Consider the following 24,400-nt stretch of genomic DNA (forward strand, 5'->3'; position numbering starts at 1 on the left):
TTAAGTGTTTACATCTTTTGTGTCTACTATGTTTAACCACAAAATTCACAAAAGTTTTATTTTAAACACTTTAGTTCACTTAAGTAAGTTTAAAGGATCCTGTATAATTAAGTTCACATAAGAAGAAAATCAAAGATTTTCAAAAACTTAAGTGTACTTCTTATGCGTAAAGCTTGTTACTTGAAATAACTTTAGTGTTTAATTCTTTTGTGGTTAAACCATTAAGGGGTATTAAGTTATTAAGGGAAGTTAAGATGAAAATCAAAGATTTTCTTTAGCCCAATTCTTAAAGCGAAGCTCGTCTTAATATTCTTATCTTCTTAATTTATCCTTAATGGTTTAAAATAAAAGATAAAATATATAAGGTTAGGTTCCTTCGGAATGATAAAAAAAGTTTAGATTCTCAAAATACATGATACAAACAATATTTGTCATTCCGTAGGAATCCCGACACAGTATTTCAATTAATAATTCAATGTTTATACCCAATTCAGAACATTATTTAAAACACTTTAGTTCACTTAAGCTAGTTTAAAATAATATCGCATAAAAAAGTACACTTTAGAGGAAATCAAAGATTTTCAAAAATTTAAGTGCTCTTATTATGTACAAAGCTTGTCTCTTATGATTACTAAAGTGTTTAAAATCTTTTGTACCTTTTGTGGTTAAAAGAATTAAAACACTTAAGTTCACTTAAGCTAGTTGAGAATAGTACTGTATAAAAAAGTACGCATAAGAAGAAAATCAAAGATTTTCAAAAAACTTTAGTGCTCTTATTATGTGCAAAGCTTGTCCCTTATTATTACTTAAGTGTTTAAATTTCTGCCTTTTTGGTTATTATAAAGTCTGCTTCATTAGAAAATTCAGAATTTCTCCCAAATTGCTTTCCACCTTTGCCCTGTATTAATTCTAATATCACGGTGAAGCAAGTAACAAAAGTAACAATTTTAGCGGCCATGCTGTTTTCTATAAGTTTGGTTAGCGCTCAGCAGGGCAGAGGTCAGGGGAAAATAAGTGGGAGAGTTGTAGATTCCAATACAGGACAGTCAATCGATCATGCCAGTATTGGGCTCTTAAATCAGGATAATAAAGAAATCAACGGGACGACTTCCAATGAAAAAGGAGAGTTTTCTATGGATCATATTGCATCCGGAACCTATAAAGTCGCTGTTTTTTATGCAGGATATAAAAATAAGACAACGGCAGATGTTCAACTCGGTGACAATAATGCAGTAGTTACCCTTGGTGATATTCAATTAATAAATGGAGAAACGGCAATAGAAGGAGTGACGATCGTTGGTAAAAAATCTGTGGTTGAAAATAAAGTAGATAAAATTGTTTTTAATGCCGCTAATGATGTGACTTCTCAGAATGGAGCAGCGATTGATGTGTTGAGAAAAGTCCCTCAGGTGACGGTGGATGCGGATGGAAATGTTGAACTTCAGGGAAATGCCAATATCAGATTTTTGATTAACGGAAAGCCGTCCAGCATCTTTGGAAACAGTTTGGCAGACGCACTGGCTTCCATTCCGGCAAATCAGATTAAAAGTATTGAAGTGGTTTCCAGTCCGGGAGCAAAATATGATGCGCAGGGGACAGGAGGAATCATTAATATTGTTTTGAAGGATAATAAAGTAAGAGGAATCAATGGAAGTGTGAATGCTACGGGCGGAACTTTATTTGAAACAGGATCTCTGAATCTGAATTATAAGAATAATAATTTCAGCATGAATGCTTTCTTCAGCGGAAATGCGCAGCTAAAGGCAAAAACTCCTTTTTCTCAGGACAGAACGTCAAGAGATGCAGCTTCGAATACCAGTACTCATTTATTACAGGATGGATATACCGATTTTGAAAGACATGGTTACCGTACAGGCTTAGGTTTCGACTGGAATCTTACGAAAACCAGTTCATTAAGCGGATCCCTTTCTTTCAATAGCTTTTCGAATAAAAGTACCGGATTAATCAATCAACAGCAATATATCACGGATCATACTACTTCTGATGTAACCTCTATTATTGGATCCAGAACTTCTGATAACCAATCTTCCGTTCGTTCTGTAGACGGAAGTTTAAGTTTTAGAAAAACCTTTGCCAAAGAAGGGCAGGAGCTTACGGCAGATTATGTGTTCAGCTATGGTTCTCCAAAAACCAGTTATTTACAGACGCAAAGTTTATTGGGAGCAGCAGGTCCTTACAATGGAATTTCAGGGAGCAATCCCGGAACGGATAACAGCCACAATATTTCAGTAGATTACGTTCATCCTCTGAATGATAACGTTACTTTTGAAATGGGGCTTAAAACGGTACAGCAACATATTACCAATGCTACCGATGTTCATGTTTTGAATACTTCCTCAGGGCAGTATGAAACAGATCCTTTGCAATCCTATCATTTAAATTATGATATGGGAGTCTATGCCGCCTATTTTTCTTCCAAATTAAATCTATTGAACTGGCTGGATGTAAGAGCAGGCCTACGATATGAGTATACGACTCTTAAAATCGATTTTCCGAATACAAATATTCCGTCGTATGGCTTACTGGTTCCTTCCTTCATCTTATCTCACAAATTTGATAGTGGTGAAACAGTGAAACTTTCCTATACAAGAAGGCTGGAGCGTCCGGAATATACAGAACTTAATCCTTTCCTTAATTTCAGTGATCCGCACAATATTACTACAGGAAATCCAGCTTTGAAACCTGAAATCGGAGATAATATGGAATTAGGCTACACAAAAAACCTGGCCAATGGAGGGAATATCTCATTATCACTTGTGGAGCGTATCAACAGTCAGGATTTAAAACAGATTACGACCTTTTATCCAACATTTACAGCCAACGGAACAGAGTACACCAATGTATCAGTTACCGCAAGAGATAATATCGGGAAAGAATATAACTCTGGTGGGATTGTCTCGTTATCATTTCCTTTTTTCCAGAACAAACTGAATCTGAGAAGTAATATCATGGTATTTCACCGCTATATTGTAAGCCATATTTATGTAGGAAACTTAGATATGGGAATGCGATACCGTGCGAATCTGAACCTTAACTATCAGTTTCCAAAAAACTTTGTGTTGGAAGTATTCGGAAATTACAACTCAGCAGCCAAAAATATCCAGGGGAAAAATCCACAATCGATCACCTATACCATTGCGGGAAGAAAAGAATTCTGGAACAAAAAGGCAAGCTTAGGATTTACCATTACCAATCCGTTCAATAAGTATATCAAACAAGTAACCACGGTGAGCACCGGAGATTATGAATCTTATTCTGTAAGAGAATTGCCATACCGTTCTTTCGGGATTAGCTTCAGCTATAAGTTTGGGAAGATGGATTTTAAAAAGGAGAAGGATATTAGTAATGAGTATTTGAATGGGCCGGGATCGGGGGGATAAATCAAGTAAAGGAATAAAAATACTGCTTAAATAAAGCAGTATTTTTTATGATTCAAATCTTTAGAATAACCTGTACATTATTTCAATACTTTGACAAAAATACCTCTTATATTAAAATCAATAGTTCCTTCATCTCTAAGAATAATAGGTTTAAAGCTAGGATCATTTGATTTTGGCAATAAGATGATTTCCTCATGATGCCAACCGTCTTCATCAGTTATTTTTTTACTGGAGTATTCTTTAATTGTATAATTACTTCCAAATTCTAAATCCATAATATTTCTTCCTTCAACTAAAGTGATTAAACCATTACGTGAGCCTCCAGTATACTTTTTAAACAGACAGATACTGCCATTGGGTATAATTTTATTCATTGATTCACCCGTGACAGTACATGCAAAATAATCGTCTTTATTATTTATATCGTCTAATTCTATATATTTTGTCTTCTCTAATTCCTGTAGTTCGGAAAATAATCCTGCAGCAATAGTAAGATCATAGAATGGTATTGAGCTTTCAGACGGTGTATCTAAAATTTGTAGTGGATTTTGCTTTATAGACAAATTAAAAGGTTGAATAAATTGACTAAGGAAAAGTCTCATGTTATCATTACAAGCATAAATGTAAGTCCCTTGGATTCCTCTTAATAATATTGTTTTATAGATATTGATAATAAAATTCAGTAATTCCTCTTCATTCTGAATAGAATTTTTGCCGTTCTTATCTTTGTATTTTTGCTTGTCAACGATAAACTTTGCAGATTCAAAATCATAATCTAACTCTGGTCCTATAATAACTCCTGTATAATTAAGATCATACCCTTGTGTTGTATGAATACAGCCTACTTCATCAATAGAGTTGGTAGAATTCACCCAATCTACAGAAACGCTGTTCCATTTCAACTGATTCTCACCAATAATAATATCATAAGCCTCTGGGTTTTTGTTTGAGACCCACTCCCATGCATATCCTGCTACCATTCTTGATAGGCCATAAAGCTTATCTTTCTTTTTTATTCGGTCAACCATTTGGGACAAATCATCAAAAAGATAAAATTCATAATCATCAGTCTTATATTTTCCCACAGGAAGCTTTGACGGTTCATCAAAGAGTTTATGAATCAATTTTATATAATTGTTCCCACCACGAACACGAAGTTGGGTCTTTAATTTTTCAACCCGCGTATAAGATTCTAATTCCAGTTTTTTAAATTTTTCTTTAAGAGTGTCTGAAGGTTTTATGGATTGATATTCATCATAAAAAATGATTGATTTTTTACTTTGCATGAGAATCCAATCTAATTCTGAGGAAGTGAATTTATCTAAGTTCAACTTCTCACAATTCGTGTCAAATGTTCCAAAGTAGGAGCCTAGATTAACCCTTCTTCTTAAGCGATGTCCTTCATCAACTATAATAAGATCATACTTGTTCTTTGCTAAATCAGATGGTCCTATTACCATTTTTCCAGATAAGCCATTTACATTTTTAAATACATTAGATATGGTTTTTCTAAATGATGCCATAGGAATCACCAGCGCCATATTTAAGTCTTTAAATTTATCCTTAACCTTTTTTAATAAAAGAAAAAGATCTTCATCATCTTCATCAAAATCAGCATAGTTAAAATCCTCTAAGTTTGTTTTCAATAACTTAAATAAAAAAATTGCCATAATAGATTTACCTGTTCCGGCTCCTCCATGAATAAGACTTACTTTAGCACTATCATCCAACAAACAATTCAGGATCATCCTTAACCCTTTTATCTGTTCTTTGGAGAGTGATTTATATGGAGAATATTTAAAAAGATCAGAGTTGTTGATGTAATCCAATGAATGGCGTGTGATCCCTATCTGTCGAAGTTCATCCCAGATATCTTTGAATAAATCCCAATACACTTTCTTTTCATGGTATTGATGATTGGAAATACCAAGGTTACCATTTTGTAAATTGTATTGTCCATCAGCTGAAATGTATTTTATAAGATTGGATTCCAAATCTAACGTAGCAGATTTATGGAATAGATCACTTAAAATGAAATGTACTGATGAAAGTTGTTTCTTTTCTTCAGATTTTAAATGTGTATTAATTCGGGTTACTACATCTGTAGTTTCTCCTACATAGGCAGATCTAGTCTTTTTATTTTTCAAAAAATAAACTATTGGCCATGACAGATAATCTTTATGATTGTTGGTTATTTTAGTTTCTATGAGGTTGTTAAAGTTGTACTCCTCTGTAATTGTGAAATTCTTCATTTAGTACTACAATTCATCATACTTATTTGATTTTCCTTTTGCCTTTTCTACAGGATATTTTTCGTTATTTCTCTGTAGTTTTTTTAAAATAATAGTATTTAAGTCTATATTGTTTTTGTGCGCAAGAAGTAAACCATACATAAATACATCTGCTAATTCTTCTTCTAATTTATCCTTATTAAAGTCTTCGTTTTTTTTCCATAAAAATACTTCCAAAAGCTCGGATGCTTCAATGGATAAAGCTAGCGCCAAATCTTTTGAATTATGAAACTGTTCCCAATCTCGTTCATCACGAAATTTTATAAGTTTTTCTATTGTACTTTTGTCTATCATGGTACTATTTAATAATAGGTGAAATTTAATTCAACCTTAAAAATAGTAAAACTTTAGCATAATCATATTGAAAATATAGCTTTTATTCAGTGAATTTTTATATATAGAGCCTTATTCTAGACTTTAAATACAACAGGATTCAAATAATATAATAAAAAATCATGATGGTTTTTACCTACACTACTGTCACTACTCGGCACATCCACCTCCTCAACCTCCACACCGGCAAATACACAAACACCACAGACAAATCCCAGCCAGTGTTCCCACAACGAAAGCCATTGCCGTAGCATTCAGCTTATAATCCTTTGAGAAATTATACTGTCCTAAAAAAAGCATAGCTAACACCAAAGAACAGGTAATCACGCCATGCAGAATACTCAGCTTGGTCATTAACTTTTTAATATTTAACTGCTCATCTACGGTGAACTCAATGGCGCCTTGCCCGGTGGCATCAAGCTAATAGAAGAAGAAAATAAGGATTGATAAGTAAAGCTGGCTAGGCTTTGTTTATTTTATATTTTATTTGTAAATTTGATAGTATATGAAAGTAAAATTTCCACCCAATAACAGTAAAGTTCTTGTAAAAAAATTGCGGGAACAAAAACTTCGTGCAGGGCAGCCTTTTATGATCAATACAAAAGAATTGGGGACTACAGAATGTTATCTTGAATATCCTGATGGAGCTATTGTATTAGTTTCTGCTCAACAATCAAAAACGGATATTAATATTCTGAGAAAGCTTTCCGATGATGAAGCAAAAGGTTTGCGAAAAAAACTAAGCTTTGCTGAACTTGTATAAAAATGCCCAGCCTATATATTATTACAGGTTCTAATGGAGCAGGAAAGTCGAGTTTAGGTACCGCCTATATTCCTGAACCATTACAAAAAGAGGTCTTTGATGGTGATAAGCTTTTGATGATCAAAAAGAAGGAATTTTGGAATAGTGGAATCAAATCATCAAAAGAATGTACCAGAAGGGCAGCCGAATTTGTACATACTACATTCGAAGATCTTATAAATACTGCACTTCATAATCAAGCTGACTTTGCCTATGAAGGTCATTTTACCAATGAAGCGACATGGGATGTCCCCAGAAGATTTAAAAATTCCGGATATCATATTCATCTTATTTTCTTTGGATTAACAGATACGAATATTTCTGAATTAAGAGTTATTACAAGAGCAAAAGAAGGTGGACATTATGTTGATCCACCAACAATTGCTACTAATTTTTATGGAAATCTTGAAAAATTAGATATTCATTTTCCTATGTTTGATACGGTTGATATTTATGATACCTCAGGACTTGAGCATATTGAATTAGCAAAAATAGAAAATGGGAGTCCGGTAATCTCCATTGAAGTTTCTGATCTACCTGATTGGTTTACTAATAATTTACCTGCCATTACAGAATTAATTAACGAGAATTTATAGGTGTTTCCATTGCAATAATCCTCCTACACATCCACCTCCTCAACCTCCAAACCGGCAAATACACAAACACCACAGATAAAATCCCAGCCAGTGTTCCCACCACCACAGCCATTGCCGTAGCATCCAGCTTATAATCCTTAGAAAAATTATACTGCCCTAAAAAAAGCATTGCTAATACCAGAGAACAGGTAATCACGCCATGCAGAATACTCAGCTTGGTCATCAACTTTTTAATATTCAACTGTTCATCTACGGTAAACTCAATGGCGCCTTGTCCGGCGGCATCGGTTACTCTTTTGAGGATGTCTATGGTGAGGACAACGGGGAGAAACAGGGCCATGGGTAGGGTAAGGCGGGCCAGATTCTGTTCGCCGGAGAAAAAATGAGTGTAGCCTAATTCTTTGAAGCTGGCATAGGCGATGATGAAATTGAAAAATACATTCGGAAGGACATAATAAATCGTACGCTTGATGAGAAAGCGTTTAAGGGTAGTTTTTTTGAGCTTTTTGGGTGGCTTCGGCTTAAATTTCAATTTCATGAGGTGGTCATTAGCGCGATGGCTTTCTCTTTTATTTTGGCGGCTTCCGCTTGGGGAAGGAAGTCTTCGTTGGACAAAAATATAAAATCCATCTGATGGTTGTACGTACTCGTCACCAAAGTGTTTGAGTTCAGCCACGGGAAGGCTACCGTAGGACTGAAAATGGTATCAATGCTGAAGTTTTTGTACTCATTTGGGATTTTGATCCTGCCCATATTGGATAAGGTTACATCATGGCCGCCATTGCTTGATTTAAGCATGGAGATCATACGATCAACAATCGGGTGCATCTGTTCACCCATCCACAGCAGTTCGCGGGCTTCCATTTTTCCTATTTTCTGAACAAGATCTTCTTTAATCTGCTTGGCATTGTTCAACAGATCGGAACTTCCTTTTTTAATCGCAAGATCAACCGTTGGAGCAAAAGCAAATAAATGATCCTCTTTGATCTCAGGAATAAAATGACGCACATCCACCGGACTGATCACTTTCCCTTTGGCTTCTTTCCCTTTTACTTCCTGGAATGCCTGCATAAACGCAGAACACAATAAAGCATGTACAGAAACGCCATTGGCTTTACATCTTTGAGTGATTTGAGCAGTGGTTGACGGATCCAGTTTTTGGTGAAGGACATAATCTTTTCCAAGGTTTCTCTTCTTACTTTTTTGCTGTAGTATAAAGAAGAACCTGGCAAAGGCCAGATAAAGTTTAGCCTTGAATTTCTTACTTTTTACATTAAAGTTGGAAGGTAAAAATTCATCTACAGAAGTGAAAGTCTCGTAAGATTCTAATTCCAAAGTAGGGTTATCCAAAAGCTGAAGAAGTTCCTTCATTAAAGTCACTCCGGTTGTCCCGTCTGAGATGCAGTGGGGCATTACCCAAAAGATTTCAGAAACATCCTGTCCTCTGATCCAAACTAAACGGGCGAGAGGGCTTTTTTCTTCCTCAAATAAGATTTTCCATTCTTTTTGAGACTCTGTCAGCCAGTCCTGGTCTGTTTTTCTTTCTACAATGCGGAGTGGGATAGGAGCGATGTCTTTTTCTTCTTTAAAAAAGGGATATTTTTCACTTTTGGTATCTACAACCACTCTTAGCATCGGATGCTTTTGCTGGATTTTTTCCAGAGCAGTTTTAAAATTCTGCTCTGGAAGTTCTCCTTTTATTTTAGCAGTAAATATACAGTTTACGGGCGTTTCGGGATCTACATACATGATCCTTTCCACCATCATTAGTTTTCTTTTGATCATGATACAGCAATATATTCCAGTTGGGTTTTAATAATCTTCATGATTTCATCACGGATGGCAAGGGCATCGGTATACGGTAAATATCCTTCACTTCCTACAAATGAAAAATCCATTTTCCCACGGTAGGTAGAAACTACCAGTGTAGTTGTGTTTCCCAACGGACCAATTACGGACGGACTGAAAATAGTATCTACTGAAAACTCTTTATACTCATGAGGAATCTGAATGCGTCCCAGATTGGAAAACATACAGTCGTTAGACGATTTTCCGTTCTTTAAAAGTTTGGTAAAATTATTCAACGCATCATGTCCGGATTCCATCACCATCATGGTAATATAAGGGTCTAGCTTAGAGGTTTTACGTTCTACAGAAGCCTGCATCGCATGTAAATTTTCTATAAAGCTCAGCTTTTCATTAGCAGAAACCACAATCATCAGTCCAAAAGCAAAAATATGATCGTTCTTCACCTGGTTAGCAAAACGTCTGATATCTACAGGACAGGACACCTTATTGAAAGCTCCGTTTCCTTTTACTTTTTTGAATGCCTGAAGCAAAGCAGCACTTAAGAACGTGTTTACGGTAGCACCATTGGCTTTGCAATAGGAAATCAGTTGCTGGCTTACGGTTTCATCTACTTTCCAGTTGATTAAATAATCATTTTGACGGTCAATAGATTTTTTACCGGTAGGAATAACCTTGATGGCTGTAGCCGCTAATCTTCCAATGAATTTGGCTTTTAATTTTTTCTTCCGGCTGTTTAAAATATTTGCTGGAACTACATCTTGAATACCTAAAATAGGGCTTTCTATCCCAATATCGGCTTTCGGATTATCCAATACCTTTAAAAATTCATAAAGGAAGGCCATTGCAGAACCACCATCACATAAACAATGGTGGAACGCAAATAGCATGTCAGAAACGTCTTCCCCCTTAATCCAGACAAACCGGATAAGAGGCAATTTTTTAGGATCGAATAAGGTATTCCATTCCCTTTTGGATTCTTCCTGCCACTGATCTTCTCCTTTTCTGGCAATAATTCGTACCGGAATGGAGATCGGGTTTTCAGGAACATCAAACCAAGGGATATTTTTATCATCGTGAGCAATAAGGGCTCTTAGCCACGGATGTTTTTGCTGGATCTGAGCCAAAGCCTGCTGGATATCCTTTAATGCAAAGGTACCTCTGAGCCTGAAAGGGATCACCGCATTGAACGGTTCTGTTCCGTCTCCCAGTAACATTCGCTCACCAAATAATAATCTTCTTTTAATAGGTTGGTTCATAGGCTATACAGACGCTAATGTGGAATGTTCCTGTACAAAGTTTTCCAGTAATTCTACCGCTTTATCATTACCTCCGGCAAGATTGAACGTATTTTGAACTTCTTGAGCGGCAGCTCTGTATTTAGGGTTTTCCAATAATTCAAAAACGGTTTCACGAAGAGCTTCTACACGCAGTCTCTTGTATCGGATGCTGATTCCGCAACCTGCCTGCTCAATTAATTTCGCAATATGGAAATGATCATAAGCAATAGGCGTGATCAACATTGGTAATCCGTTACGGAAAGTATCATTTACGGTATTGAAACCTCCGTGACAAATGACCATATCCATTCTTTGCATCACTGCAGATTGAGGCACGAAGCTGTTCACAATAAAGTTCTCCGGCCATTCTTCAAAGATTTCCGGTGGAGTAGCGGCAATCACGGTTACCGGCTGATCTTTAAATGCAGCAATAATCTTTTCAAAGAAAGCCTTTCTGATGTCTACCAACAACGTTCCCAGCGATACGAAGATCTTTGGAGTGGTAGAAGCATTTAATTTATCCCAGTCAAAAGGTGCATCGTTCGGACGACCTTTTACAGGACCTACAAATTTCATATGCGATGGTACGGTGTCAAAGCCGGCAAAGGCTTGTGACGTAAAGACCATATTCAGTTTGTGAGAATGGATATAAATACCTTCTTCATGAATTCCTACTTCTTTTTGCAGGTCTTTGATGAGGTTTTGCTGCCATTCCCAGATTTTAGGGGCACTTTTTTCAGTATCTCCCATCACGTCCGGTGGAACAGGTGTGGTCGTTACACAAGGAATATTGTGTTTGTGAGCGAAAAGCGCACCTCCAAAAGTGATACAGTCGTTCACGATCACATCAGGCATCCAACTTTCTGTTAATCGCGTTAATCCAGGCATCATCATTTTGGCGAAAGGAACATATGTTTCTTCCAGTGCTAATTTCATCACTTCAGGACCTGAACAAGCCGGACCATCATCCTGCCTTTTTAAAATACGGGCAATTTCTTCCTGATAGGGAATAAGATCTTCTTCAGGATAGAAGTAAGAACCTCCTTCCGGAATATGTTTGCTGTCTAAAGGCGTAATTCCAAACCATTTTACTTCATGGCCACGGGCAATCAGACTGGCACCTACGCTTAATGTAGGGCTCACATGTCCGAAAAACGGCGGAACAACGAATAAAAATTTAGATGGTTTTTCTGGTTTTGAAGTCTTTGTGATGGCTTCTTCCAATAAATTAGCAGCTGTAGATGCTCCTCCTGCTTCCATAAAAGATTGTCCTACTTTTTGAGCTGCCTCACGATAGCTCGGGTTATTTAATATTTGTTGTACTGCCTCTCTCAGATGATTGGCTTTAAATCTGTTGAAATTAAGTCTTTCCCCTGCTTCTGTACGCACCACACGTCCTGCAACATGCGACTGGTCATACGCAATAGGAATGACTACCAAAGGAATTCCGTTGGATAAGGTTTCAGAAACGGTATTGTGACCGCCATGGCAAACTACTCCGTCAAGATGAGGTAACAGATCCAATTGAGGAACCTGCTGGTACACCATAAAATTATCCGGCCATTGCTCGAAAAGTTGTGGGTCAGAAACTACAACAACGGTTAAATCTTCATCTTTAAAAGCATCCACAACTTTTTGGAAGAATGCTTTTTTATGATCGTGATCGAAAGTAGTTCCGATGCTTACTAAAATCTTTTTATTGGTAGCACTTTTTAGTCTGTCCCAATCGAATTCACAAGAGATACGACGCTCGGTAAGAACGGGTCCCGTGAATTTATATTGAGGTGCTAGATCTTCCATTTCCCCAAAGAAATAATTCGAGGTTAAAACAAGGGTTAAAAGATCTGAAGTGGCCAAAGACCGCTCTTCATTAAAGCCTAGTTCTTTCTGTAGATCAATGATCTGATTCACTTCCCATTCGTGAACTTTAGGCAGCTCATTCATGATTTTAATGGCAGCCGGAGCGGTAACGGAAGTGGCACAAGGAATTCCTAATGTTTTTGCTGCTACCGGAGCGGCAAATAACTGGTGGTCACCGATGATTAAATCGGGTTGGTATGTTTTTAATAAAGCAACAATTCCATTATAGCAATGTCTGTTCAACGGAATAAGAACTTCTTCGTAAAGGAACTTCACGCTGTCGATTCCGTAGACTACTTTTTTGGAAATAATATCGAGATATTGTTCGCTTTCTTTCTTTTCTGCGTCGGTCTGATCGTATTGGATCAGTAATAATTTTCCGCCCTCTGGAAGTTTAGCCTCTAAAGTTGGGTCAAGGCTGATCCATGCTACTTCGTGCCCTCTTTCCAACAGAGTAGCACCGATGCTTAGGGTAGGGTTGACATGTCCTGTCAAGGGTGGAACTATAAATGCAAATTTAGCCATGGTTCTTCGTTAAAATATTAGATAAAAACTGAGCGATCGTCTCTGCAATAAGCTGAGGTTCCTGAATCGGAATATTGTGATCGCCGGAGATTAATTCAAGTTCGGATGAACCGATTTGAGCCTGCAGCCATTCTCCTGTAGGTCTGCAGTTGGAATCAGCACCATAAAGCAATAAAGTGGAAGCTGTCAATACATTGAAATCGGCTTCACCAAGGAAATGTTTTTCCTTAATCATATCTGCTTTGATGCTGGTTTGATTAAACAGAAACTCATACATACGATGGTTCTTTTCCATTTGTCTTTTACCCATCTGAACTTTGGTAGTATCTGTAAAATTGGCTACATAATGCTCAAGGAATTCCTTGCTGTACTCATCAATGATGTTACGGGCTTTTTCGTCCTGAGGATCCGGAGCTTCCATCACCACCAGTTGATTAACGCGTTCAGGGTATTTCAATGCTGTTTTTAAAGCAATAAGACCTCCGAAGCTATAGCCTACAAGATGTACTTTTTCCAGTTGAAGGTGATCTATTAAACCAATCAGATCGGATGACATGTTTTCAAGGTCGTACCCATCCAAAAAACGTTCACTCATACCGTGACTTTTCAGATCGTACATCACCACATGGAAATGTTTTGCCAGAATAGGGGCAATATTAAAATAATAAATGGACAGGTTACTGAACATACCGTGGATTAAGACCACGGTTTGTTCGGCTCCTTTATTGAGTTCCTGTATATGAACTTGTCTGTTATTGACAGTGATTATTGGCATTCGTAGATATAATTGATGATCATACTAAGGTCAAGATTAATAAGCTGGTCAAGATCCATAGAAGATAACCAACCTGTAAAGTCGATCTGATCGCCAAAATGCGCCTTGATCTTTTCAGAGAAAGAGACAATCTCGATGCTGTCCATTTCAAGATCTTTGGTGAATGAACTTTCCGGAGTAATGTCCATCTCCTCTACAAATTCAGCACCTATCACTTCAGTAATAAAACCTTTTAATAAAGTAAAAAGTTCTTCGTGGTTCATTTTTAATGTTGCGTTTACAGTGTCCATCCGATAATATAATTTTTATGTTTAATAGTTTTGATTTCAATATTGTTGATCCACAAGTGATCATCTTTTATAAGTTCTACTTCAAAGGCTTTTGGATTTCCTTTCAATCCGGTTCCTAAGAATTTTCCGTAGGCTTCCTTCGCTACCCAAAAACGGGTGGTCCATTCTGCCTGATCTTTTCCTTTTAATAAGGCTAATTCATTGTCAGTAAATACCAGGTCATAGAATCCTTCGCTGCGCTCTTCCATGAGTTCCATATCGATTCCTACAGATTTACCATATCTTGCAATCCCCACAGCTTCTTTTCCTTTGTGAGCGAGTGAAATATGAATGTCTTCTGTAAAATCACTGATGAGGTAAGGTTTCCCCACTTCATCGGAACGGATCTCAAACGTGATCGGGAAGCAGGCATGATTTTTTTCCTGACGAAGAAGATTTCTCACGGCATCTTTCACGGCAACACGGCTTACCATCCAGTTTTTCTTCTTGTTCGGTAATAATTGCTGGTGATGCTGTTTTTCCGTTTGGTTGAAATATCTTTTCAGGATAAAATCCCATGAAGCGACTCTGGTATAGGCCTGGTGGAAGAAGAATACTTCCGGAGCAATCTCTTCAGAAAGGCGATTGTGCAATGGCGACATGGAAACATTCCATAATGCGGCATCAATTTCCAGTCTTCTGTTCTGCCAGCCTGTGATGGCACACCATACTTTTCCGTCTCTTTTAAGAACGATATTAGCAATGGCAAACTCATCATTAAGCTCAGTCTGCATACAGGTACATTCAAAAATACCTTCCTGATCGTGCATGTCTCCGAAGAATTCAATATCTCTGATCTTCACCGGGAAGGCGATACGGTCTTTCACTAAAGTAAGCTGTAACCAAAGCCCAAATAACTGCCCGGCATTATCCAGCAGAGATCCTTTTCCACCGTTTCCTTTGATTTTTCCTATAATTCCTTTAGTTCCAACCGCTGAAACTTCGGTAATTCCCTGGTATTGATCACCATGGAACATGTGTGCATCATAGATTTCTTCAGGGGTTCTTTCAATCGGTAAAAGATCACCAATGGAAAGATTGAAGGTTGGAGTAGGAACAGGACTTGATTTTAAGGTAACTTCTGCATTAGCGAAGTTCTCAATATCCAGATACGCATGATTTTCACCACGCCATTGTCCTTTCACGGTTTTCTCAAAAGGTTGCGCTACATTCATCCATTGGAATACACTTACGTTCATAATTTTATGAACCAATGTTCCCGGGATTTCTGCTTCTGCAATTTCTGCTAACTGTTCAAAGATCATGGTCATCGGGATTACCGGTTCCATATCGGCTACATGAGCCCATCCTTTAGGTTGTCTCAATAAGCTATGATCGATCAGGTACGGATGACTTTCCAGCGTTACATACAGATCTTTTGTGAAAGTTGTACTTCTTGGTGCTTGTGGAGCAGCATATTGTGCTACAGGAGCAACCTGAGCAGGACGTGGAATGGTAATTTCCGGACGATTTTGGAATAAAGTAAGAACTTCTTCCTGCATACGGATCATATCATTCACATTGTCTTGGAATGCCTGTACCAGCGGATGACCACTTTTGGCAGTCATGGCTGAAGCTGAGGCAGTGTATTGTTTTGGTGTTTCAAAAGCTTGAGCTAAGGCTTTTACTTCTTTAAAGTTTCTGATAATAGGTGATCCTAATTCCAGTTTAATGCCTTTTCCTGATGATTTTTTTGATTGCTGTTGAAGCTCTAAAAAGTCAAGAGCAATGGTTTTTCCTTCTACAAATAACGAAGCAACAACACGTTGTAACTGCGCCAATGCAGAACGGGCTGGAACACTGGAAGGAATGGTGCTGAATGCTTTTCCTTTCAAGGTATCATCAATAAATCCGATCAGACCACCGGTACCCACCTGAATGAATACTCTGGCTCCTTCCTCGTATAATTTATCTGTCAGTTCACGGAAACGAACAGGTTCTACCAAATGCTCAGCACTCAGTTTTCTGATCGCTGCCTGATCTGCTGGATAAGGTTCTAAAGTGGTTGCAGACCATAACGGAATCTTCGTTTTCTGGAACTGTGCTTTTTCCATTCCGGCAAGGATCACATCCAGTTTATCAGCGATAAATGGAGAGTGGAATCCAGACTGGAAAGGCAATACCTGATGGAAGATCTGTTTTGATTTTAATAACGGAACCAATTTATCCAATGCAGCATTACTGCCACAAAGAATCACCTGATTAGGACAGTTATCATTAGAAATATACAAGTCTGAAATTTCAGTAATAAAAGGCTGTACAACATCAATTCCGGCTCCGATGGCAATGAATTTGGAATCTTTTAATTCAAAAGTTTCAGGATTCAGAACATCGATTAAGGCTTGTACAGAATTGGCTTCTGCTAACTCTGATGAATAGCCTGCCAGCCATTCTCCTAAACTGTGTCCTGCGTTCATATCCGGGATAATGCCCAGTTTTTTCAATGAATTGTCAAGGATACTACAGTTGTTGAAGATGTTTAAAGCATCGGTTAAAAGGCCTTCACCTTCAGTTTCTATAGGCGCTGCTAATCCGAAATAACGGCTAACACTGTCTACTTCACCTTTTGCCAGACCATCTAAACCAGGGAATACAAAGGCTACTTTACCACCATCTTTTAATAATGGGGTAGAAGTGTACCAAATGTCCTGTTTATTTTTCCAGATCAGGTTTTTAGAAACAATTTTAAGGGCTTTTTCTACTCTTGCAGGCGTAGGATCGAATATCGCTACTCTGAAATCTCCTTCACCTAAAGTTGTATCATTATTTTGTAATGCAGAAACCAATTCTGCATGTGTAGGTCTTGCCAATAGCAATACTTTGTCTTTTTTCGGCATATCATAGCCTTCAAGAACAACGTGAGCATTGATTCCTCCAAATCCGAAAGCGTTTACTGCAGCTACTTTTGGTAGCCCTGTTTTTGACCAGTTTTTAGCTTCCTGTATCGGTTCAAATCTTGTGTTCTGCATATCTGCAGTAGGATTTTCACAGTACAATGTTGGTGGTAAAGTATCGTGGTGTAAAGCCAGACAGGTTTTAATTAATCCTGCAATTCCTGCAGCCGGCATGGCATGACCGATATTGGATTTCACAGAACCAATTCCTGCTACCGGAGCAGCTTCTTCTTTCCCAAAGAACTGTGCTAAGGTCTGAAGTTCTGTTTTATCTCCAAGTGGAGTTCCGGTGCCATGAGCTTCAAGGTAACCTACTTTATTTTTATCCAGATCAGCATTGATCCAGGCTTGTTCTAAAGCTTTTAACTGACCTTTTACGGATGGGCTCATCACACTAGTTCCGTTACCGTCACTGCTTACTCCCACGCCTTTAATCACTGCATAGATTTTATCCTGATCACGAACAGCGTCTTCCAGTCGTTTTAACACGACGAAACCACAACCTTCCCCAATCAGTAATCCATCAGCATCCATGCTGAACGGTTTGATCTGTTCCTGGCGGGACATCGCGCCTAATTGAGCAAAAATACTCCAGAAAGCAGCGTTTTGTCCGGTGTGAACTCCTCCGGCGATCATCATATCGGAACGACCTCTCTGAAGTTCCTGTACGGCATGATCTACGGCGATTAAAGCACTGGCACAAGCGGCATCCACTGTAAAAGCAACACCTCCAAGGTCAAAACGATTGGCAACCAATGAAGCTACCAGATTGGGAATTAATCCCATGGCAGTATCGGCAGCAAAACGTCCTTTTCGCTCCTGGAAAGCATGTTTTACTTTTTCAATATCAGCAGAAGATACCTGAGGCAGCAATTCCTGCAATAAAGATGAAATCTGTTCTCCGGTTCTTACAATTTCAATGGCACGGGTAGCTCCCGGCCCGGTATAATTTCCTTTCCCGATGACAATTCCGGTCTTTTCAAGGGAAGTATTTTTTTGAAATACTCCGGCATCCTCTAAAGCTTTCTGAACTAAATCAAGGGTCAGTAAATGATCGGGTTCTGTTCCTTCCACCGCAAGGGGTAAAATCCCAAAAGTGGTAGGATTGAACTCATAATCAGGAATAAACCCGCCTCGTTTGCAATAGAAACGATCGACAGGGTTGGTGGCATCGCTAAAATGCACCGGATCTATCCTATCTGCTGGGGCGGATTGGGTAGAATCTACTTTATTGACAATATTCTGCCAAAAAGTTTGGGCATCCTGCGCCCCGGGAAAGACGCAGGATAATCCAACTACAGCAACATCTGTTTTTTTCATGCTTAGTGTATACAGAGGGTTACCAATTATTTCCTGACATGATAAGCACTTGGCTTTCAGTTCCGTATTTTATTTCGTTAAGGAAGATTTCTTTTCCTTCATCCAATGGGATCATGGAAATTCCTCTACGTTCGTATTCAGATTCAAGGGTGGAAGAAACCATTCCTGCTCCTTTCCAAGGTCCCCAGTTGATGGAGATTACTTTTCCTTTTAATCTTTTATTCAGAGCGTTAGCGTAATCATCCAGTACACTGTTGGCAGCTGCATAATCTGTCTGACCTTTGTTACCGTATACCGATGCGATACTTGAGAATAACACAACGAATTGGCAGTCTGTACGAAGCTGTTCAGCCAATACACGAAGTGGTTTTACTTTGGTATCGAATACACGTCCGAAAGAAGAAGTCGTTTTTTGTTTGAATAATTTATCTTCTAAAAGACCTGCTCCGTGAATCACTCCATCTAAACGGTTGTATTTTTCATAAATACTGCTGATTAAATTACTTAATCCTTCTTCGTCACAAAGATCTAAAGATTGATAAATAATAGTATTTCCAAGTGCTTCCATATCACGGATCGTGCGTAGGATCTGGTTGTTTTTGAAGATTCTTACCGTTTCTTTTTCAATCTGAGCAGGTGAGGTAAATTGGCCGGATTTGATAAGATAGGCTCTTATTTCTTCTTTAGACTTCATACTTTCAAATTCCTTAAGGCTTTCAGCTTCTTCTCTCGGATCTGCTGATCTTCCTACCAGAATGTATGTACAAGGGTATGCCTGAGACATATGTTTTACCAGTTCCGCAGTGATTCCCTGTCCACCGCCTAATACTAATACAACAGATTTTTCATCCAGTTGAATATGGGCTTCTTGAAGACTTGTTGACAATGGGGAAGGGATAATATCTACTTTATGTCTTTTTTCATTTTTATAGATCACTTCGGCAGGTTTATCGTTGGTCAGGATTTCTTTTAACGTGATTTCGGCAATCTGATCCATTTCCTGAGGTGTACTCAGGCTGATCAGTCTGCAAGTGGTATTATCGAATTCTCTTGCCAGACTCTTGAAAAGTCCCGGATATCCCTGGTGATGACGCAATACACGTGCATCGTTGATTTCCTGCAGGTTGGCCTGAATGTCAGAAATCAGATATACCCATTTTGCTCTGTCAAAATCCAGTTTTTTAATCAGATCAACATGATCAATAATACTTGGTTTTTCTGAAGAAGAGAAAATGTCAAGCATAATCAATCCGTCAAAGTTTGAAAGATCTTTTTCTGTATCCACCAGTTCTACAATAGTTCCGTGTTTTTCCAGCTCCGCTTTAATGACTGAGGTCTGTTTGCTATTATCCTGAGTGATGGCGAATCGTTTTCCTTGCAGAACTTCAGTGTTTTGTATTAAAGAAGCATCGGTAGGGGTAATGTCAAAACGAAGTCTTGACAGTACGTTGTTTGCTCCTTCAGGAGCATTAGCTTCCTTTGCTGTATCGGTAATTTCTTTGGTTTCACTGTTTATTTCACTGATCCAGCCGGCTAATCCGCGAAGGGTTTTAATAGCGGCAAGTTTTTCCATGATGTCATCAGCCTGTTCAAGGTTTTCTCCGAAACCTATTTTAGTTTTAAGGTCTGCGATGATCTCCATACGCTTGATAGAGTCGATGCTTAAGTCTGCTTCCAGATCAAGGTCTAATCCAAGCATTTCTTTTGGATAACCTGTTTTTTCACTTACAATATTTAAAATAGCATTTTGAAGGTCTTCAAGAGAAAATGCCGTTTGTACCTGTGGTTTTGAAGTTGTTGTTTCAGTTACGGATCCGTTTTTTTCAGGCGTTGTTGTAGCGGGTGCTCCGGTAAATTCAGTAAGCCATGATACTAATCCGCTCAGTGTTTTGATCCCGGCTAATTGTTCCATTACTGTATCTTCGTTAGCATTACCATTGGCTAAAGTTCCCAGCTCACTGCGGAGGGTTCCGATGATTTCTACTCTTTTAATGGAGTCGATACTTAAGTCAGCTTCAAGATCCATTTCCATACCCAGCATTTCCTGAGGGTATCCTGTTTTGTCGCTTACTACTTGTAGTAATAAGGATTTGATGTCTCTTGTAGGTGCTTGTTGTACAGGAGTAGTTACAGCTACCGGAGCTTGCTGATAGGCAGGTTGAACGGGGATAGCTGCCACCTGTTGAGTAATAGGAGCGGATATTGGAGTTGTATATACAGGAGCCTGTTGTACCTGAGGATTCTGCCCCATGAAAGAAAGCATCACATCACGTTGTGCCTGTATCATTAATTTCATACTATTTAAATATTCCTGTAGCATACGTTCAGCCGTAGATTGGCCTTCTGCTGCCGGAGCTTGTTGGTTGGTAAAACTGTTCATTTGAATAGGATTTAAAATGGGTAATGCACCATTGGAAGGCAGTGTGCCTGTAGTCGGATGTGCAGTTTGTCCGTTAACACGCCAGATGGCCGGGCTTTTCTTATACAGTTCAGGCTGGTCGATATTGATCAGCTGAACATGACGGCCATCGAAAAGTTTGTTGATATCGAAATTACGGCCTGTGCCCAGATATTGAGCCAGCATGCAAAGCAGGTGTGTAAATTTATTGTGACTGTTGTCTTCAACGTATAAGCTCAGTTGGTCTTTTTCAATACAAGATTTGGTTAATCCCGTTAATACCTTTCCCGGACCTACTTCAATAAATATTCTGGCTCCATCGTTATACATGGCCTGAAGTTGTTCTACGTATCTTACTGGTTGTACCAGGTGATCGGTCAATCTTTCTTTTATGTCTGAAGGTTGAGTAGGGTACACGGTTGCTGTTGTATTGGACCATACAGGGATCTGCATTTCTCCGAAAGAAACATCTTTCAATACTTCGGCGTATAAATCTTTTGATTTTGCCAATAGCGGGCTGTGGAATGCACAGGCAACTTCCAGTTTTTTTGCTGAAATACCTTCCTGTTTAAGAACTTCCAATAGTTTGTTGATAGCTTCTGTGCTACCTGCAATTACACATTGTGTAGGAGCGTTAAAGTTTACCGGATAACACCCTTCCGCTTTTGCAAGGATAGGTTGTAAACGTTCGTATGTTGCACTTGCTGCCAACATAGATCCCGGATCTCCGCCTTCTACAGAGTTTAAAATAGAATGAGCTCTCTGAATACTCAGGTCTACCAGTTTTTCTTCGTCAAATACACCTGAGAAACATAAAGCCGGTAATTCACCATAGCTGTGGCCTGCCAGCATATCAGGGATAATTCCCAATGATTCTAAGAATTTAGCCAATGCAAGATCAACAATTCCTAAAAGCGGTTGTGCTAAACGGGTATCTTTAATGGTTTCTTTCTGTTGTTTTAAATCCGCTTCATTAAAGGTTGTCGATGGGAAAACCACTTTTTCAAGCTCCGGGTATTGGTCAATAAGTTTGCGCATCGCAGGGAATACTACGAATAAATCGCGGGCCATATTGATTCTCTGGCTGCCTTGTCCCGGGAATAAGAAAGCTATTTTTCCTTCTTTTTTATTAACGGTGAAAGTATCTTTGGTTTCAATTCCTAATAATACTAACTCAAGTTTCATCATCAGGTCTTCAGCCGTGTCAGCAACAATACTGAACTGAATTGGCTTTTCTGAACAAATGCTTAAGCTGTAAGCAATATCTTTTAAGGCAATACCATCATTGATTTCCAATAATGCTTTGATCTGACTCGACTGTCCTTTTGCTTCTTCATAAGTGTCTCCACGGAATACAAAAAGTTCCGAAGGCCATGATTGCATTGCAATAGAATTATTCTCCTTAGGATGATTGGCAATCACAGTATGGAAGTTAGTTCCTCCAAATCCAAAAGCACTGATTCCTGCATATCTGTTTTTCTCAGTCCATAATCCTGTTTCCGCATGGAAAGAGAATGGGCTGGTTTGTGCGTTATAATAAGCATTAGGCTGCTGAAGGTGCAGGGTAGGAGGTTTCACACCATGGTAAACGGCAAGAGAAGCTTTGATTAAACCTGCTAATCCTGCAGCACACTTGGTGTGTCCGATCTGAGTTTTCACAGAACCTAAATGCGTCTGTCCCGGTAATGCGCCTGAGCGGCTGAATAAGTTTGTCAAGGCACTTAATTCTGTTCTGTCTCCAACAACAGTCCCTGTACCGTGAGCTTCTACCAATCCTACAGCTGCAGCACTGATTCCTGCCTGAGTATAAGCACGTTCTAATGCTCTTACCTGACCTACTTTTCTAGGGGCAGTCAATCCAAGGGCTTTACCGTCACTGGATCCGCCAACTCCTTTGATGACAGAGTAAATACGGTCACCATCGTTTACAGCGTCTTCATATCTTTTTAACACAAGGATAGCGATTCCTTCTCCAAGAGCAATACCATCCGCATCACTGTCGAATGTGGCACATCTTCCTTTTCTGGAAAGGGCATGCGTACTGGAGAACATCAGGTAATCGTTGATCCCGTTGTGTAAATCTGCACCTCCTGCAAGAACCATATCGGATTTTCCTAAGACAAGTTCCTGGCAAGCTAAATCCAGAGCTGCTAAAGATGATGCACAAGCTGCATCTACGGTAAAGTTTCTTCCGCCAAGATCCAGACGGTTCGTAATCCTACCTGCGATTACATTGGCTAAAATTCCCGGGAAAGAATCTTCAGTAGTGTGAGGAAAAGCTTCCTCTACTTCAGGATGAAGTTCCCCGAATACTTGTTTGTAATATCCTCTGAAACTATAGCTGTTGGCAAGATCATTCCCACCTTCTGCTCCAATAATAACAGAAATGTTATCTCTGTTGATATGTTTTTCACCATACCCGGCATCTTCCATGGCTCTTTTTGCAACCAGTAAGGTTAACAATTGAGTGGGTTCAATAGCTGCCAGCGATTGTGGCGGAATACCAAATGTTAGTGGATCAAAGTCAATTTTTGGAATAAATCCACCCCATTTGGAATGTGAAACGTCCGGCCCGTCTGAATCCGGATGATAATAAAGGTCCTTATTCCATCTTTCATCCGGAACTTCCGTTACGCTGTCTTTTCCTAAAATGATATTTCTCCAGTATTCTTCAAGATTTTTAGCACCGGGGAAAATACATTCCATACCAACAATAGCAATGTCCAGCGGTTTTTCTGTTGAAATTGGTTGCTCAGGAAGGGGAGCATTCTGAACGAATTCATAATTGTCAACTACAGTCTGGTGTAATTCTTCCAGAGTAATGATTTTATTATGCATGGTGGCAATCTGTCCGATCATATACATGCCCAGGTCAAGTTGCTCGTCTTTAGGGATATTAACTAGTTTATCTCCCTGACGTTCGATCCCTTTGGCGGCGATACGAAGACGTCCAACATTTAATTTTTCAAGTTTTTCCCATACTTCTTTTTTATCCACTCCGGCTTCCAGAAGTTTTGCTTTTTCAGTATTAAAATGATGAGCAAATGCGGTGTTCAGACAACGGGTTTCGTGTCCCGGTGCTGTTTCCAGCAGAACAGTGTCTTTTGCCTGCATGGCCTGTAGCTGGAATTCTTTTTGAATGGCTCCGGTTTCTACAGCTTCATGAGTATAAAGGTAAGCTGTTCCCATCAGTACTCCGATTTTTACACCTCTGGCGGCTAACGGTGCAGCCATGATAGAAACAAATGCTGATGAGAAAGCATCATGAATTCCGCCTGCAAAAAACACACTGATATTTTCAGGATGATCTTCTTTTAGAATACGTTCAATTTGTTTTTCCCAAAGTACTGTACTTGATAACGGGCCCACGTGACCACCGCACTCACGTCCTTCAAATATGAAGTTCTTAGCTCCTTCTTTCAGGAAAATATCCAATAGTGCAGGGGATGGAACGTGTAGGAATGATTGTATTCCTGCTTTTTCAAATACTTTTGCCTGTGCGGGTCTTCCTCCGGCAATCAGGACAACAGGAGGTTTTGCCTCCAAAATATAGGAAGTTTGTTCTTCTCTTAATTCTTGTGGGGCAAATCCTAAAATGCCTACACCCCATGTTTTTTCACCGGCAAGCTGTTTGGTTTCCATTACCAATGATTTTGCCGATTCACCTTTTAACAATGATAAAGCTACAAACGGTAAAGCTCCGGCTTCTGCTACTGCATTGGCAAATGCAGGGACATCACTTACACGAGTCATTGGTCCCTGGGCAATTGGATAACGAAGGCCAAGTTCC

The 24,400-nt window shown here is 39.0% G+C and carries 14 protein-coding genes; 3 read left to right on the top strand and 11 right to left on the bottom strand.

Features of this window, described 5'->3' with window-relative positions; translation table 11 throughout:
• Window positions 1-956 precede the first annotated feature (956 nt).
• Window positions 957-3,401 (top strand): TonB-dependent receptor, encoded by a 2,445-nt coding sequence (locus CW752_RS11655; protein WP_101239888.1) that lies wholly within the window; start codon window positions 957-959, stop codon window positions 3,399-3,401.
• A gap of 77 nt (window positions 3,402-3,478) precedes the next feature.
• Here CW752_RS11655 and CW752_RS11660 read toward each other — a convergent pair whose 3' ends face one another.
• The 3 genes from CW752_RS11660 to CW752_RS16910 form a co-directional block, all read right to left on the bottom strand.
• Window positions 3,479-5,548, bottom strand: a complete 2,070-nt coding sequence (locus tag CW752_RS11660; protein ID WP_262496355.1) for a DNA/RNA helicase domain-containing protein — start codon at window positions 5,546-5,548, stop codon at window positions 3,479-3,481.
• A 111-nt stretch (window positions 5,549-5,659) separates the two neighbouring features.
• Entirely contained in the window at window positions 5,660-5,986 is a 327-nt protein-coding gene (locus CW752_RS11665) for a nucleotide pyrophosphohydrolase (RefSeq protein ID WP_101239890.1), read from the bottom strand.
• A gap of 116 nt (window positions 5,987-6,102) precedes the next feature.
• Complete coding sequence (locus CW752_RS16910; protein ID WP_185117618.1) at window positions 6,103-6,279, bottom strand: hypothetical protein; 177 nt, start codon at window positions 6,277-6,279, stop codon at window positions 6,103-6,105.
• A gap of 251 nt (window positions 6,280-6,530) precedes the next feature.
• Between CW752_RS16910 and CW752_RS11670 the strand changes: the two genes are divergently transcribed.
• Window positions 6,531-6,788 (top strand): hypothetical protein, encoded by a 258-nt coding sequence (locus CW752_RS11670; protein ID WP_101239891.1) that lies wholly within the window; start codon window positions 6,531-6,533, stop codon window positions 6,786-6,788.
• Between the two features lie 2 nt (window positions 6,789-6,790).
• The gene (locus CW752_RS11675) at window positions 6,791-7,423 is read left to right on the top strand and encodes a zeta toxin family protein (protein WP_101239892.1); all 633 of its coding nucleotides are present in this window, start codon (window positions 6,791-6,793) and stop codon (window positions 7,421-7,423) included.
• Here the strand turns inward: CW752_RS11675 and CW752_RS11680 are convergent.
• The 8 genes from CW752_RS11680 to CW752_RS11715 are packed head-to-tail and all read right to left on the bottom strand — an operon-like array spanning window position 7,407 to window position 24,363.
• The gene (locus CW752_RS11680) at window positions 7,407-7,961 is read right to left on the bottom strand and encodes a hypothetical protein (protein WP_101239893.1); all 555 of its coding nucleotides are present in this window, start codon (window positions 7,959-7,961) and stop codon (window positions 7,407-7,409) included. The genes CW752_RS11675 and CW752_RS11680 overlap by 17 nt on opposite strands.
• A complete protein-coding gene (locus CW752_RS11685) occupies window positions 7,958-9,208 on the bottom strand; it encodes a condensation domain-containing protein (RefSeq protein ID WP_101239894.1) in 1,251 nt (416 codons plus the stop codon). Before CW752_RS11685 ends, CW752_RS11680 begins: the two co-directional genes overlap by 4 nt.
• Window positions 9,205-10,488 carry a condensation domain-containing protein gene (locus CW752_RS11690; RefSeq protein ID WP_101239895.1) on the bottom strand — a complete coding sequence of 428 codons (1,284 nt, stop codon included), beginning with the start codon at window positions 10,486-10,488 and terminating at the stop codon, window positions 9,205-9,207. Before CW752_RS11690 ends, CW752_RS11685 begins: the two co-directional genes overlap by 4 nt.
• A gap of 3 nt (window positions 10,489-10,491) precedes the next feature.
• The gene (locus CW752_RS11695) at window positions 10,492-12,894 is read right to left on the bottom strand and encodes a glycosyltransferase (protein WP_101239896.1); all 2,403 of its coding nucleotides are present in this window, start codon (window positions 12,892-12,894) and stop codon (window positions 10,492-10,494) included.
• Window positions 12,887-13,669 carry an alpha/beta fold hydrolase gene (locus tag CW752_RS11700; protein ID WP_101239897.1) on the bottom strand — a complete coding sequence of 261 codons (783 nt, stop codon included), beginning with the start codon at window positions 13,667-13,669 and terminating at the stop codon, window positions 12,887-12,889. Before CW752_RS11700 ends, CW752_RS11695 begins: the two co-directional genes overlap by 8 nt.
• A complete protein-coding gene (locus tag CW752_RS11705; protein WP_002977699.1) occupies window positions 13,660-13,959 on the bottom strand; it encodes an acyl carrier protein in 300 nt (99 codons plus the stop codon). Before CW752_RS11705 ends, CW752_RS11700 begins: the two co-directional genes overlap by 10 nt.
• Window positions 13,947-18,212, bottom strand: coding sequence for a type I polyketide synthase (locus CW752_RS11710; protein WP_101239898.1), 4,266 nt, complete (start codon window positions 18,210-18,212; stop codon window positions 13,947-13,949). The genes CW752_RS11705 and CW752_RS11710 overlap by 13 nt, the downstream gene beginning before the upstream one ends.
• 19 nt (window positions 18,213-18,231) lie before the next feature.
• Window positions 18,232-24,363 (bottom strand): type I polyketide synthase, encoded by a 6,132-nt coding sequence (locus CW752_RS11715; RefSeq protein WP_228401720.1) that lies wholly within the window; start codon window positions 24,361-24,363, stop codon window positions 18,232-18,234.
• Window positions 24,364-24,400 lie beyond the last annotated feature (37 nt).

This window comes from Chryseobacterium sp. PMSZPI (genome assembly GCF_002835665.1).
Lineage (GTDB): Bacteria > Bacteroidota > Bacteroidia > Flavobacteriales > Weeksellaceae > Chryseobacterium.